Origin of the sequence: Neisseria sp. HMSC055H02, from assembly GCF_001813335.1 — a bacterium.
In the GTDB taxonomy this organism is placed as follows: Bacteria; Pseudomonadota; Gammaproteobacteria; order Burkholderiales; family Neisseriaceae; genus Neisseria; species Neisseria sicca_C.
In genome coordinates this window covers 19,901-33,336 of the sequence record NZ_KV812081.1, presented here as the reverse complement: position 1 = coordinate 33,336, position 13,436 = coordinate 19,901, and the positions used below count along the sequence as shown (strand labels likewise).

Here is a 13,436-nt window from a genome sequence, read left to right as displayed (position 1 = left end):
AAAGGTCGTCTGAAAAAGTTTTCAGACGACTTTTTAATGATACGATAGTATAAAATTTAACATAATATACATTATGCGAATTTGTATATCATGCTTTACTTTGTAAGTATCCATCCTGCATGGTCATTACTCTTTCAAACCGTACAGCAAGCTCATCATCATGAGTAACAACAATCAGACTTGTATTTAATTCTGTTTTCAGATCCATCATCATGTCCAAAATGTTTTGGGCATTTTTCCTATCTAAATTACCTGTCGGTTCATCAGCCAGAAGGCATTTGGGGCGTGTAACTAAGGCTCTTGCGATAGCAGCGCGCTGTCTTTCACCTCCTGACAGTTCGCTTGGACGATGTAATATCCTTTGTTTCAATCCAACTTTTTCGAGCATATCGGCAGCTTGTGTTTCTGCTTCCGCTTTGTTTTTTTTGCCGATTAAAAGCGGCATCATTACGTTTTCAAGTGCAGAAAATTCAGGCAGCAAATGATGGAACTGGTAAACAAAACCCAGATAATTATTGCGCAATTCTCCCAGTTGTCTCTGAGACATATCGCTTATGTCTTGATTCATCAGGGTAATTTTCCCCTCTGATGGTTTGTCCAAACCGCCTAAAATATGTAAAAGGGTTGATTTACCGCTACCTGACGAACCGATAATACTGATACCTTCTCCTTCTTTTACTTCAAGATTCAGGTTTTTCAATACTTGTACGTTTAATGAACCGTCCCTGTAACTTTTTCCGATATTTGTGCATTTCAATACAATATTGTTATTCATATCGTAGAGCCTCCGCCGGTTGTGTTTTGGCTGCACGCCAACTTGGATAAAGTGTGGCAAGGAATGCCAATCCTAAAGAAATACAGGAAATAACCGCCACATCCCGCATGTTGACGTCGCTAGGCAAATAGTCGATAAAATAGATTTGCGAGTTGATAAGGTGGACGCCGAAAATTTTTTCAAAGAATGCAACGATTTTGCCGACATTCCAACCGAGTAATACGCCGCATACCACGCCGATAAGCGTTCCAAAAAAGCCTGCAAAAGCCCCTTGTACCATGAAAATTTTCATAACTCCTGATGGCGCAAGACCCAATGTGCGCAAAATGGCAATATCGGCTTGTTTCTCCGTTACCGCCATCACTAAGGACGATACCAAATTGAAGGCTGCAACGGCGATAATCAACGTCAGGATGATGAACATCATGCGTTTTTCCAACTCTACTGCTTCAAAGTAGCTGCGGTTATTGAACGTCCAGTCTCTAACCCAAATTGAATCTTTTTTGGAAGGCGGGATTAAATTTGCAGTAAACGAGGGAGCATTTTGCGGATCAGCCAGTTTCAGGCGCAGCCCGCCGAAATTTTCACCCAATCTATACAATACTTGTGCATCTTGGATATGCGTCATCGCCAGGGAATTGTCTACTTCATATACGCCTGTTTTGACTAAGCCTACGACGTTGAACTGTTTCAGACGAGGTACGACGCCTGCGGGGGTAACATTGCCCTCAGGGGTGATAACGGTAACTTTTCCTCCGACTTCCGCGCCTAAAGCTTGAGCCAGGCCTTCTCCTAAAATAATATCGAAGTTACCGGGTTTCAGACTGTCGAAACTGCCCGCAGGCATATCTTTTCCATAATCTACAACATTCTTTTCTTCGGATGGTAAGATACCGCGGATTTGAACCCCTCTAACTTCCCCCGCATTGGCAAGCAAGGCTTGATCGGATATGTAAGGCGCGCTTGCCAGCACTTCTTTTTTATCTTTGACGATTTCACGAAGGTTTTGCCATCCTAACCCATTGCTATTATCGTAATAACCGATTTCAGCATGGGGGGCGACATTCAGTAACTGCCCTCTGATTTCCTTTTGAAAACCGTTCATTACAGACAGTACGGTAATCAGAGCGGTAACGCCTAATGCAATACCGATAATTGAAATCATGGTGATAAACGACATGAATCCATTGCGTTTTTTCGCCCTGAGATAGCGAAGTCCGATCCATGTTTCCAAAGAAACCATCCGAATGCTCCAGTATATGTTGAAAATCGGATATTGTACCGTAAAATACCGCCCTAGTCCGAGTCATTCCGATAAGCCGACATCCGTATGTAAATGCCGACGGTCAAATTGCCAAGTACCGTAAATTTCGCCCTGAGGCTTGCATAATCCGTCATATGGCCTTATTCTGAGCAAACGGTACACACTACCGATATTAAAAAAGGAAACAACCTCATGAAAATCAGTAAAATTTTGGTTTTGCCCATCATTGCTGCCGGCTTGGCTTTGAGTGCCAATTCATACGCAAAAGAAATCAAAATTAGTTCAAATAACACATCTTACTCTGATGCAGACGTCCAAAAACTGGCTGCGACTGCAGTCGGGATGGGTGTTAAAGAGCCTGTCAGCCTGAATGCGGGTAGCGGGATTGTTACCGTATCCGGCAACAGCGCGACAACCTGTACATTTAAAGTCGGCAGCGGTTCGTCTCCGCAAATTCAAGGCGTAAGCTGTAAATAATTTATCCGATTGATTTCGTTACATCATTTTTTCATAACAAAGGTCGTCTGAACATTTTCAGACGACCTTTGTCATTGTTAGCGTTGATTGCCCTACTCTTCCATCGAATCGGTTTTCAACATACGCCGTTCATATACTGCCTGTGCCAAAGTACCCGCATCGACGTATTCAAGCTCTCCTCCTAAAGGAATGCCTCGCGCAAGGCGGCTGACTTTATAGGGCAAAGGTTTGAATAGTTCTGCCAACACATAGGCCGTCGCATCACCTTCGGCGGTAAAGTTGGTTGCAATAATGATTTCTTCAACTTCGCTGTTTTGCAGGCGCGCAACCAGTTTGTCTAAAGAAATATGAGAAATATCCATGCCTTGGGCAGGACTGACCTGCCCCATTAAAACGAAATAAAGTCCGTCATGGCAATTGGCTGTTTCCATATTGGAAACATCGGCAGGCATATGGACTATCATCAGCCTGCAGGGATCACGGTTGGCATCCGAACAAATCTCACATAAATCACTTTCGCAAAAATTGTTGCACATCCGGCAATGCTGAACTTGCAACAAAGCGTATTGCAAAGCCTCAACCAAATTTTCGGCTTCCTGCCGTTTATGCTGCAAAAGTTGATGTGCCATCCTTTGTGCAGACTTGGGACCGACATTGGGCAGAACTTTCAAAGCGTTAATCAGGCGTGTCAACGCATCGGGTGATTTACTCATTTTTTCAGACGACCTTTGAGGGATTTGTAAACGAAACGGTCGGGAATATCCGACCGTTTGCTTAAAATGTGCCGTTTTATTCGGCAGAATTATCCAGTTTTTGCGAACCCAGAACCTGCTCAATCTGCTTACTCAGATATTGCAGCAACCGGCTGAATATATTGGCAGATTGATTTTGTACCAAAGCCTGTTTGGCAGCGGGAATTTGTGCAGAAACATTTTCCGGTGCAGCAATGCTTTGAACTTCCATAATAACCGGCGAAGGCAGCCCTTCCAACAAAGCAAAAGCCGGTTTGCCATTCGCAGGGCGGGCTTTGACCAATTCGTTGTAGGCTTCGGGCGGCATGGATTTTCGAGCGTCCTGTGCTGACAACTGCTCAACGGGCGACCATTGTAAATCTACGTTCTTTCCTGCTTTCAAGTCCGCCAAAGTTTCTTGCGCTTTCTTCTCGGCAAGTTTTACCGATTCGCTACGGACATAGGCAGTCTGAACTTTATCTCTCGCTTCGGTAAATCCGGCTGTTTTTTCTTCACGGACTTCTTTGGCGCGAACGACCCAAACGGTATTGTTGTCAATATTGATAATGTCTGAATTGTGTTTTTTCTTCAAGACATCTTCGCTGAATGCCGCGCTAGTCAACGCATCGGGCATACCTGCTGCTTTGGCATCGGCCTGCGTCAGCCATTGATCGGAAGTTTCGATTTTCAAACCTAGTTTTTTCGCCGCCTCATCTAAGGAATTCGGATGATTAAACGCTTCTTCAGCGAGTTTTTCTTTGGAGGCATTAAAATCGGCGGAGGCTTTTTTAAGTTTCAAAGCAGCCTCAATGCGTTCTTTTTCTTTATCGAACTCAGGCTTGGGGGCATTTTGTGGCAATGCGGCAACTTCTTCGTCGAATACTTTTTTGACCTCATCCGCACTGACGCTTTGTTTTTCCGCCAAATGAGCTGCATTAAGGGCAACGTATTCAAGCTTCACGGCTTGGGGAATCAGATAATCTTTTTTATGCGCTTCATAATAACGTTGCAAAGTGGCATCATCCGTTTTGACTTGTGCCGCAAATGTTTCCGGTCTGAATGTAAATGAACGGATGGTACGGTTTGACTGAGTCAGCTTAATCAGCTGCTCTGCCTGAGAATCGCTGATAATTGCCCCGTTTTGAACCAGGTTAATCAAATTTTGCAAGGCAAACTGCTCGCGCAAATCATCAATAAATTGGTCTTCGGACATACGGCGTTGGCTCAGATATTGCGTAAACAATGCCTGACTGAACTTACCGTTGGCATCATGAAATGCCGGATCATCAACAATAGCCTGCTTAACCTGATCCATAGATACGTCTATGCCCATCATCTTTGCGCCCTCTTTCAGGTAGGCACGCTGAACCAACCCGCTAAATATGGCTTCGCGGCTTTGCCCGCCGCCTGCGGCCTGATCCGCCTGTACGGCATTATTCAAGGTATGGTCGCTTATTTTTTCGCTGCCGACCTTGACGATATAGTCGGAGCCGGAGTTTCTCGCAGTTTCGACACCAAAGCCGACAAAGGTCAGCGCGATTAGACCCAGTAGGATTTGGGCGGGAGTTTTATATTTTTCAACGGTATGGAACATATTGGTTTGAGGGCGTAATGGTTAATGGCAAACGCGCATTGTAGCGTTTTTTCAAGGATTCCGCATCTTTCAGACGACGTTTTATTCCGAAAAAATCTTCTGATAGTTTTCGACAGAAAATCCGACGTAAACCCTGCCCTCTTTACGCAAAACCGGACGTTTGATCAAACTTGGATTTTTCGCCATCAGTCGGACCGCCCCGTCCGGACTATTTTCGGCAGCTTGACGGTCGGCATCGTCAAGTTTGCGCCATGTCGTACCACGTTTGTTGAGCAGGATTTCCAAAGGAACCTGTTCCAACCATTGACGGATAACTGCCTCGCTTGGGGCGTTTTTCTTAAAATCGGAAAATTCGTACACAATATTATTTTCAGCCAACCAGTTGCGTGCCTTTTTAACTGTGTCGCAATTTGTGATTCCGTATAATTCAATCATGCTGTTTCTTTCTTGCTGATGCTTGGTAAGCTCTCATTTTACTACATTCCCCAAGTGAAATAAGCTAGAATACCTATCCGCAATCCCTTAATCGGGAAACAGGTTATAGAAGGATTCCCTATGCAAAGCCGTTTACCTTTTTTCAGCGTCATCCGTGTCGGCGGAGAAGATCGCGCTTCATTTCTCCATGGCCAACTATCTAATGACATTAATCACTTACCTGTAAATCATGCCTGCTACGCGACTTACAACACACCTAAGGGACGTGTTTTGGCGAATATGGTTGTATTAAACCGAGGGGAAGATTTATTGCTGGTCATGGCGGCGGATTTGGCTGAATCTATCGTGAAACGGCTGCGTATGTTCGTATTGCGCGCCAAAGTCGAATTTACCCCCCTACCCGATTTTGCCGTTGCAGGCATGCTCGATGAAAGCTGCCATGCTACCCCGCCCGACTCACCCAACCTTTCTTTCGAGGCATCACTGGAAAACGGTGTATATACCATTCCCCTACCCCATAAAGGTCGTCTGAAAATCGGTGAAGCGGCGCAGCTCCCCGAATATGATGCCCAAGCCGAAAATGCGTGGAATCTGCACGAAATCCGCAGCGGCTACCCATGGATTTCTGCCGCGACCAAAGAAACCGCTGTTGCACAAATGCTCAACCAACACATCATCGGCGGCGTACATTTCAAAAAAGGCTGCTACCCCGGTCAAGAAATTATTGCGCGCGCCCAATATCGAGGCCAAGTAAAACGCGGGCTGGCGGTATTGAGCGGAGATTCATTGGAAGCAGCAGGTGTAGGCGTGGTTTCCGAAGATGCGGAAGCCGGACAAATCATCAACACTGCGCTAACTGAAAATGGCAGCTTAAGCCTTGCCGTCATCAAGTTTTCCGCAGCGCAATCCCCTCTTACGGATGCAGACGGCAACGTATTGAAACAGGAAAAACTTTTCTTTTCCGTTTCTGAAGAATAGCCTGTCCAACATAACATGGTCGTCTGAAATCTTTCGGAATAAGGTTTCAGACGACCTTTTGTCTCCTCCTTACATCCCGTTTCGACGGCTGTTATAGTGGATTAAATTTAAATCAGGACAAGGCGACGAAGCCGCAGACAGTACAGATAGTACGGTAAGGGCGAGGCAACGCCGTACTGGTTTAAAGTTAATCCACTATATATAATTCTTCCTCACACACTCCCCTACTCTTTCCCCATGAAACTCAACCCCCAACAGCAAGCCGCCGTCAAATACCTCGGCGGGCCTCTGCTCGTGCTTGCCGGCGCCGGCAGCGGCAAAACCGGCGTGATTACGCAAAAAATCAAACATTTGATTGTCAACGTCGGCTATCTGCCGCATACCGTCGCCGCAATTACCTTCACCAACAAAGCCGCTACGGAAATGCAGGAACGCGTCGCCAAAATGTTGCCCAAGTCGCGAACGCGCGGGCTGACGATTTGCACGTTCCACTCTTTGGGCATGAAGATTCTGCGCGAAGAGGCGAACCATATCGGTTACAAAAAAAACTTCTCCATCCTCGATTCCACCGACAGCGCCAAAATCATCGGCGAACTTTTGGGCGGCACGGGAAAAGAAGCCTTATTCAAAGCGCAGCACCAGATTTCCCTGTGGGAAAACGATTTGAAAACGCCCGAAGACGTACTTCAGACAACCTCCAACGCCTGGGAAGAACAAATTGCGCGCGTGTATGCGAGCTATCAGGAAACCTTGCAAAGCTATCAGGCGGTGGACTTCGACGACTTAATCCGCCTGCCCGCCGTGCTGTTGCAGCAAAACAGCGAAGTGCGCAACAAATGGCAGCGGCGGTTGCGTTATCTGTTGGTTGACGAATGCCAAGACACCAATACCTGCCAATTTACGCTGATGAAACTCTTGACCGGCGCGGAAGGCATGTTTACCGCCGTCGGCGACGACGACCAGTCCATCTACGCATGGCGCGGCGCGAACATGGAAAACCTGCGCAAAATGCAGGAAGACTATCCGCAGATGAAGGTCATCAAGCTGGAGCAAAACTACCGCTCCACCGCGCGGATTCTCAAAATTGCCAACAAAGTGATCGAAAACAACCCCAAGCTGTTCACCAAAAAACTTTGGTCGCAGTTCGGTGAAGGCGAAATCGTCAAAGTCGTTGCCTGCCAAAACGAGCAACACGAAGCCGACTGGGTTGTCAGCCAAATCGTCAAGCAGAAGCTGGTCGGCGGCGACAAAACCCAATACGCCGATTTCGCCGTGTTATACCGCGGCAACCATCAGGCGCGGATTTTTGAAGAAGCCTTGCGCAGCGCGCGCGTTCCCTATCAACTTTCCGGCGGGCAGAGTTTTTTCGACAAAGCCGAAATCAAAGACGTTTTGTCCTATTTACGTCTGCTTGCCAATCCCAACGACGATCCCGCCTTCCTGCGCGCCGTAACCACACCCAAACGCGGCATCGGCGACGTTACACTGGGCAAGCTCAACACCTACGCGCACGAACACGAATGCAGCCTGTATGAAGCCGCACAAACCGAAGAAGCCCTTGCCTTGCTGAACAATACCAACCGCCAACACCTGCAAGCCTTTATGGATATGTTCGGCAGCTACCGCGCCAAAGCGGAAACCAGTGAAGCTGGGGAACTCATCAACGGCCTGCTCAAAGAAATCGACTACGAAAACCATCTGCTTGCCAGCGAAGAAGGCAAAGCCGGCGAAATCAAATGGCGCAACGTCAGCGACCTGACAGGCTGGCTAGAGCGCAAAGGCGAACAAGACGGCAAAAACATCATCGAACTTGCCCAAACCGTCGCCCTAATGACGCTCTTGGAAGGCAAAAGCGAAGAAGAAGTCGATGCCGTCAAACTCTCGACCCTGCACGCCTCAAAAGGCTTGGAATACCCTTACGTCTTCCTCGTCGGCTGCGAAGAGGGCATCCTGCCGCACAACGACAGCATCGAAGAAGACAACGTCGAAGAAGAACGCCGCCTGATGTACGTCGGCATTACCCGCGCCAAACGCCAGCTTACGCTGACCCATTGCGTCAAACGCAAAAAACAAGGCACATGGCAGTTCCCCGAACCCAGCCGCTTCATAGACGAAATGCCGCAGGAAGATATCAAGATTTTAGGACGCAAAGGCGGCGAGCCGATTGTGAGCAAGGAAGAGGGCAGAAGTCATCTGGCAGGGATGTTGGATATGTTGGCGGCGAAAGGGAAGGGCTGAAACGAGAGAGGGGCAGGTAAAAGGTCGTCTGAAAGCTGAACTGCGTGTTCAGACGACCATTGTTATACCCGTTCTGCTTGGCAAAACAGCCTAGTAGACGTATAATCAATCCTTCACATCTGGGGGCGATCTTGGTTTCGACGGGGGTTGCAAAGCAGATGCGGGCATACCGGGGTCTCAGATTTCCCGTAAAACACTGAATCTAAATAGTCGCAAACGACGAAACTTACGCACTGGCCGCTTAAGGCCTGCCGTTGCAGCAGTCTGTCAATGGGCTGTGTAGCGCAAGCTACCGCAACGTCATCTTACATTGACTGGTTTTCCGCCGGGTTACTTGGTGGGAAATAAGATTCAAGGTAACTGGTTTCTAGAAGGCCTGTCGGTCGGCATGATAGGAACGAGATTTTAAATAGACACGACTAAGTATGTAGAACGCTCTGTAGAGGACTTTCGGACGGGGGTTCAATTCCCCCCGCCTCCACCAAGATATCCGATAAGTATCCAATACTTATCTTAATTTTTGTGTTTTTTGGCACATTATTGGCACATTTCCCATCAAAAAGCTGCTCGATTTTAGACTTTTTACGCTGCTTGTCGGCCAAGTCAATCCAGCGGAAATAATTTTCAATTATCATCTTCATGGTGCTGTGCTTCGGCCATCTCACCGGAAGGTGGGGCCGCGCTTCGTTTCTTCCGCCCGTTTGGAGTCTGGGAAGAGTTCGGCGTAGTCGAATAAGCCGATGGCGATTAGGGTCTATACTTCTTCTCTGAGTTTAGTGGCGTGGCTGATATTGGCAGTGGTGGGCTTGAGCGGCAGGCTTTCCCAACATCATTTACCCTGATACATGAACCATATTTTGATTTTTATACTGCGATCGCGGATAACTACACCGGTTGGTATTCGTTTCGTTGCCATTTTTCTACCTATTTTACGTTGATTAAGATGTGGCGGTCGGGCGCACGGTAGTAGTTTAGTCCCTCTACCCAAACGCCGGTACTAATTTTGTCCCTTAAAGCCTTTTCTGAATAGCCTGACAATTCAGCGTATCATTTCAACTGGATTTGGTTCAGCATATTCAATCCTCCATATGAGTAATTAGGATTTGCAGTAAGTGGTCTAGTACCGTAGCCAACCATGTGGCGGACATCTGGTAACCTGAGTCGTCTTTCTGTTTGCATTTTTTCTCCAAATTTAGAGTTCGCCTTTAAGCGGCTTAGTTAATCCATTGTCCACGGCAGATTGTGTTCCACACTGCGTCGTGGCGGATAATTTACCGTTGGGATATATACAATGTCAGGTGCGCATCCATTGTATATATCCATTGTATATATCGGTACCTGCTATATTAGCAGCAAAAAGCCCTAAAATTTTTTTCAGCCCATTCTCAAAGAAGGATGAATATTGGCAGACATATGGCGGTTTGAAACGTGGAAAAGCCCTTGTTCACTGAGTGAATAACAGGTTACTTTGGATTGACGTAGTTAGTTATCCCTATAAAAAGTACGATAGTCACAAGTGCATTCATGTAATGGAACTAGGTTCTGTTAATGCTGCGTGCCGAATTGTTTTTAATATAAATTAAAAATAACATTAAATATCAATGGATTGATATTTTTAAAATGTTTTCTACCCGAGACATTGGCAAAACTCATTAACCGTAGAACTTGGTCAGGTACACTTCCCAATCTGTTGAGCCTAATCAGGCACCGATTGAGCGGACAAGGTTCCAATATCCTGTGCGCAGATGTAGGTATTGCTAACGTTATTCGGACCTGGTTTATCGGCGGCTGAAAAGATCAGATCAGCGTTATTAGTGCAAATGGAATCCGGTACAGCAGTCACTGCCGTTAACGACTGTGATAAATGCCCGGTTAAAGGCACTTTAAGACTTGCTCAAAGCATATCTGCACTGATGCAGAAAGTCATACTTACGGGCAATGGGCAGATTGTCGAGAGCAAGTCCAATCAAAAGGGGTATTGAGGCAGACAGCCTTGCTTGGCTGAAAGATGATTGCAAGGACCTAGTTCTTTCACTCAGTGAAAAGTGAAACCTATATCATCAATTAATTATCTTTTCTTTAAGCCTGTCGATTCCCTCGACAGCCGAAACCCAAACACAGGTTTTCGGCTGTTTCTATCCCTAATTATTCCTAATTCTACCCAAATACCCCCTTAATTCTCCCCAGACACCTTATAATCAGGAATCCGGGCCGCCTTTTAGGCGGCAACAGACACACTTAGCCTGGCTTGTGCGGTTTGCTGGAAGAAGGTGCTTATGGAAAATCCCCTAAGTGTCTTGGGGGGAATTTAGAGGATTTTGGGGAATTTTGCAAAGACCTCATATAGAGATTCAAAGCGATGCTGTCGGAAGAAATTGAAGCGAAAAAAGCGTTACCAATCATTATCCTCCCGCAGATTTCAGTACGGCAGACCTATTTCCCAAAAACTCAATCCAAAACCCGTTGTTCCGGCAAACGTCCCGCCCAATCGCACGCAAACTGCCAAGCTGAACGCCCCGAGCGGTTGCCACGCATTTGCGCCCATTGCAATGCCGCCTTGTGTGCCGTTTCATCAAAATCCACGCCGAAATCATCCAACCAATTTTCAACCGCTTGGAGGTAGTCGTTTTGATCAAACGGATAAAAACTCAACCACAAACCGAAACGGTCGGACAGGGAAATTTTTTCCTCAACAGCTTCTTTTTGATGAATTTCGCCGCGTATGCCCGTTGTCCCGATATTTTCATCCATATATTCAGGCATCAGGTGGCGCCGGTTGGACGTCGCGTACACCAACACTTTGCTGCATCTTTGCGACAAACCGCCGTCCAATGCGGTTTTTAGGGCTTTGTAGGTTTCATCACCGGTTTCAAACGACAGGTCATCGCAGAATACGATAAATTTTTCGGGACGGTCTTTCAACAAGGAAAGCAGCGCAGGCAGACTGACCAAATCGCTCTTATCAACTTCAATCAGGCGCAGCCCTTGTTCGGCATATTCGTGCAACAGGGCTTTGACCAGCGAGGATTTGCCCGTTCCGCGCGAACCGCTCATCAAAACATTATTCGCAGAGCGGCCTGCCAAAAACTGCTCGGTATTGCGTTTGAGTTTTTCGGTTTGCGTCCCGACGGCAGCCAGACGGTCGAGCGGGAATGTATGCGGGTTTGGCAGGCTCTCCAAAATCCCTTTTTTACCGACGCTGTGCCAACGGTATGCCAAAGCGTTCCAGTCGGTTTTACCGGGTTTTTCGGGCAACACCAAATCAAGACGGTCCAAAACGGAATAGGCTTTTTGCAAAAAGGCGGCGAGTTTCATATGTGCTCCTATCGTCCTGATGTAGCAGGATTTTGCTGCGCCATCACGCGCATTACGGTATCGACAACGGCTTGGGTTTGCGGATCGATTTCGATATTGATGATGTCACCCTCTTTCCGGCTGCCAAACAAAGTGCGCGTCAAAGTTTCCGGAATCAGGTGGACATTGAATTCCGTTTCGGCAACATCGCCTATGGTCAGGCTGCAACCGTCCAAGCCGACAAAGCCTTTGCTCAAAATATAGGGTTTGAGTTCAGTCGGCAGTGCAAACCATACCGTACGGTTAAACTCGCTTCGCTCTATCCGCGTAATCTGCGTAGTCGTCATGATATGCCCGCTCATGACGTGTCCGCCGATTTCATCGCCGAAACGGGCGGCACGTTCGAGATTGACGGCATCTCCCGTTTTCAGACGACCCAAATTGGTCTTTTCCAAGGTTTCTTTCATCAAATCAAAGCTGACCGCATTGCCGTTGATTTGGGTAATGGTCAGGCAGCAGCCGTTGTTGGCGACGGATGCGCCGATTTGCAGATGCTCGGTCATCCCATCGGGCAGTTTGACGACATGGGTACGGAAATCGGCGGACGGTTCGCGGATAGCGATAATTTCGCCGACACCTTGGACGATACCTGTAAACATGGGAGATTCTCCAATCGGTTTATTTGATGCGTTTGAAAACCAAATCCCAAACGCCGTGCCCCAAACGTTTGCCGCGGGCTTCAAATTTCGTTTCGGGACGGTAGTCGGGCGTAGGCGCGTAATCAGCGGCGGTATTTTGCAAATTGTCAAAACCGCTCAACACTTCCAGCATCTGCTGCGCGTATTCTTCCCAGTCGGTCGCCAGATGGATATAACCACCGACTTTCAGCTTGGGCAGCAGTTTCTGCACAAACGGCGTTTGCACCAAGCGGCGTTTGTTATGGCGTTTTTTGTGCCAAGGGTCGGGAAAGAAAATGTGGATGCCGTCGAGTACGTCGTCTGAAAGCATATTTTCCACCACTTCGACCGCATCGTGCCGCATCACGCGGATATTGCCGATGCGTTCTTCTTCAATCAATTTCAAAATGTTGCCGACGCCGGGACCGTGCACATCAATCGCCAAAAAGTCGGTATCAGGCAGGCGCTTGGCAATTTCAACAGTCGCCACACCCATGCCGAAACCGATTTCCAACACCTTGGGACGGTCGCTGCCGAAACGCTGATTCAAATCCAACACGGAATCTTGGTAATCGATGCCGAATTGCGGCCACATCGTATCAATGGCACGCTGCTGCGCCGCAGTCATATGTCCTTGACGCAACACAAAGCTGCGGATGGAGCGTTTGTGCGCTTCAGGAACGGTGGAATCCAGAGTTATTTCGTTCATAAATCATTTCTTGTATCTGATAAAACTGGGGAAAGGTCGTCTAAAAATCTGCGATATGGTTTCAGACGACCTCTGAATGTATGGGGTCAACCGTTAAACGGTTCGGTTTATCGTTGATAAACAAGCATAAGCCAAGCTGCTGACAGTATCAATCCTGCCGAACTCGTTTGTTTGCTGTTTTAAAGCATGACTAAATGGCTCACTTGAAGCTTAGGCACGCATTCTTGTTCATTCATTATATAGTGGATTAAATTTAAATCAGGA

General features: G+C 47.3%; 11 protein-coding genes, 1 other RNA gene and 1 pseudogene. 5 read left to right on the top strand and 8 right to left on the bottom strand.

The genetic code is table 11. From position 1 onward, the window contains the following. Positions 1-88 precede the first annotated feature (88 nt). Complete coding sequence (lolD, locus tag HMPREF2907_RS03300; RefSeq protein WP_070680048.1) at positions 89-775, bottom strand: lipoprotein-releasing ABC transporter ATP-binding protein LolD; 687 nt, start codon at positions 773-775, stop codon at positions 89-91. Next, positions 768-2,018: a lipoprotein-releasing ABC transporter permease subunit gene (locus HMPREF2907_RS03295; RefSeq protein ID WP_070635672.1), complete on the bottom strand. Its 1,251-nt coding sequence runs from the start codon at positions 2,016-2,018 to the stop codon at positions 768-770. The genes lolD and HMPREF2907_RS03295 overlap by 8 nt, the downstream gene beginning before the upstream one ends. A 213-nt stretch (positions 2,019-2,231) precedes the next feature. Here HMPREF2907_RS03295 and HMPREF2907_RS03290 point away from each other — a divergent pair, with 213 nt between their 5' ends. Next, a complete protein-coding gene (locus HMPREF2907_RS03290; RefSeq protein WP_016687900.1) occupies positions 2,232-2,516 on the top strand; it encodes a hypothetical protein in 285 nt (94 codons plus the stop codon). A 92-nt stretch (positions 2,517-2,608) separates the two neighbouring features. On the opposite strand, the gene recR is transcribed toward HMPREF2907_RS03290, so the two are convergent. The 3 genes from recR to HMPREF2907_RS03275 all read right to left on the bottom strand — a co-directional run bounded on the left by recR (position 2,609) and on the right by HMPREF2907_RS03275 (position 5,276). Further along, positions 2,609-3,229 carry a recombination mediator RecR gene (recR, locus tag HMPREF2907_RS03285; RefSeq protein WP_070680045.1) on the bottom strand — a complete coding sequence of 207 codons (621 nt, stop codon included), beginning with the start codon at positions 3,227-3,229 and terminating at the stop codon, positions 2,609-2,611. A 76-nt stretch (positions 3,230-3,305) separates the two neighbouring features. Continuing rightward, positions 3,306-4,841, bottom strand: a complete 1,536-nt coding sequence (locus HMPREF2907_RS03280; RefSeq protein WP_070680043.1) for a SurA N-terminal domain-containing protein — start codon at positions 4,839-4,841, stop codon at positions 3,306-3,308. An 81-nt stretch (positions 4,842-4,922) separates the two neighbouring features. Next, the gene (locus HMPREF2907_RS03275; protein ID WP_070680040.1) at positions 4,923-5,276 is read right to left on the bottom strand and encodes an ArsC family reductase; all 354 of its coding nucleotides are present in this window, start codon (positions 5,274-5,276) and stop codon (positions 4,923-4,925) included. A 120-nt stretch (positions 5,277-5,396) separates the two neighbouring features. On the opposite strand from HMPREF2907_RS03275, the gene ygfZ reads away from it, so the two are divergent. The 4 genes and pseudogenes from ygfZ (at position 5,397) to ssrA (ending at position 8,976) form a co-directional block, all read left to right on the top strand. Next, positions 5,397-6,254, top strand: a complete 858-nt coding sequence (gene ygfZ, locus HMPREF2907_RS03270; RefSeq protein ID WP_070680037.1) for a CAF17-like 4Fe-4S cluster assembly/insertion protein YgfZ — start codon at positions 5,397-5,399, stop codon at positions 6,252-6,254. Between the two features lie 92 nt (positions 6,255-6,346). After that, a pseudogene (locus HMPREF2907_RS13140) lies at positions 6,347-6,461 on the top strand (IS5/IS1182 family transposase); the annotation flags it as partial. Between the two features lie 30 nt (positions 6,462-6,491). Beyond that, positions 6,492-8,492 (top strand): DNA helicase Rep, encoded by a 2,001-nt coding sequence (rep, locus tag HMPREF2907_RS03265; RefSeq protein WP_070680034.1) that lies wholly within the window; start codon positions 6,492-6,494, stop codon positions 8,490-8,492. A gap of 121 nt (positions 8,493-8,613) precedes the next feature. Further along, positions 8,614-8,976, top strand: a transfer-messenger RNA (tmRNA) gene (gene ssrA / locus HMPREF2907_RS03260). A 1,964-nt stretch (positions 8,977-10,940) separates the two neighbouring features. On the opposite strand, the gene HMPREF2907_RS03255 is transcribed toward ssrA, so the two are convergent. The 3 genes from HMPREF2907_RS03255 to trmB are packed head-to-tail and all read right to left on the bottom strand — an operon-like array spanning position 10,941 to position 13,172. Continuing rightward, on the bottom strand, positions 10,941-11,807 hold the full coding sequence (locus HMPREF2907_RS03255; RefSeq protein WP_070680031.1) for an ATP-binding protein: 867 nt from the start codon (positions 11,805-11,807) through the stop codon (positions 10,941-10,943). Between the two features lie 8 nt (positions 11,808-11,815). Then, positions 11,816-12,445, bottom strand: a complete 630-nt coding sequence (locus HMPREF2907_RS03250) for a riboflavin synthase (RefSeq protein ID WP_070498526.1) — start codon at positions 12,443-12,445, stop codon at positions 11,816-11,818. A gap of 19 nt (positions 12,446-12,464) precedes the next feature. Next, on the bottom strand, positions 12,465-13,172 hold the full coding sequence (gene trmB, locus HMPREF2907_RS03245; protein WP_070680028.1) for a tRNA (guanosine(46)-N7)-methyltransferase TrmB: 708 nt from the start codon (positions 13,170-13,172) through the stop codon (positions 12,465-12,467). Positions 13,173-13,436: the final 264 nt, after the last annotated feature.

Coding starts and splice junctions, on each gene's coding strand:
- lolD (WP_070680048.1), bottom strand. CDS start 775: ATGAATAACAATATTGTATTGAAATGCACAAATATCGGAAAAAGTTAC.
- HMPREF2907_RS03295 (WP_070635672.1), bottom strand. CDS start 2,018: ATGGTTTCTTTGGAAACATGGATCGGACTTCGCTATCTCAGGGCGAAA.
- HMPREF2907_RS03290 (WP_016687900.1), top strand. CDS start 2,232: ATGAAAATCAGTAAAATTTTGGTTTTGCCCATCATTGCTGCCGGCTTG.
- recR (WP_070680045.1), bottom strand. CDS start 3,229: ATGAGTAAATCACCCGATGCGTTGACACGCCTGATTAACGCTTTGAAA.
- HMPREF2907_RS03280 (WP_070680043.1), bottom strand. CDS start 4,841: ATGTTCCATACCGTTGAAAAATATAAAACTCCCGCCCAAATCCTACTG.
- HMPREF2907_RS03275 (WP_070680040.1), bottom strand. CDS start 5,276: ATGATTGAATTATACGGAATCACAAATTGCGACACAGTTAAAAAGGCA.
- ygfZ (WP_070680037.1), top strand. CDS start 5,397: ATGCAAAGCCGTTTACCTTTTTTCAGCGTCATCCGTGTCGGCGGAGAA.
- rep (WP_070680034.1), top strand. CDS start 6,492: ATGAAACTCAACCCCCAACAGCAAGCCGCCGTCAAATACCTCGGCGGG.
- HMPREF2907_RS03255 (WP_070680031.1), bottom strand. CDS start 11,807: ATGAAACTCGCCGCCTTTTTGCAAAAAGCCTATTCCGTTTTGGACCGT.
- HMPREF2907_RS03250 (WP_070498526.1), bottom strand. CDS start 12,445: ATGTTTACAGGTATCGTCCAAGGTGTCGGCGAAATTATCGCTATCCGC.
- trmB (WP_070680028.1), bottom strand. CDS start 13,172: ATGAACGAAATAACTCTGGATTCCACCGTTCCTGAAGCGCACAAACGC.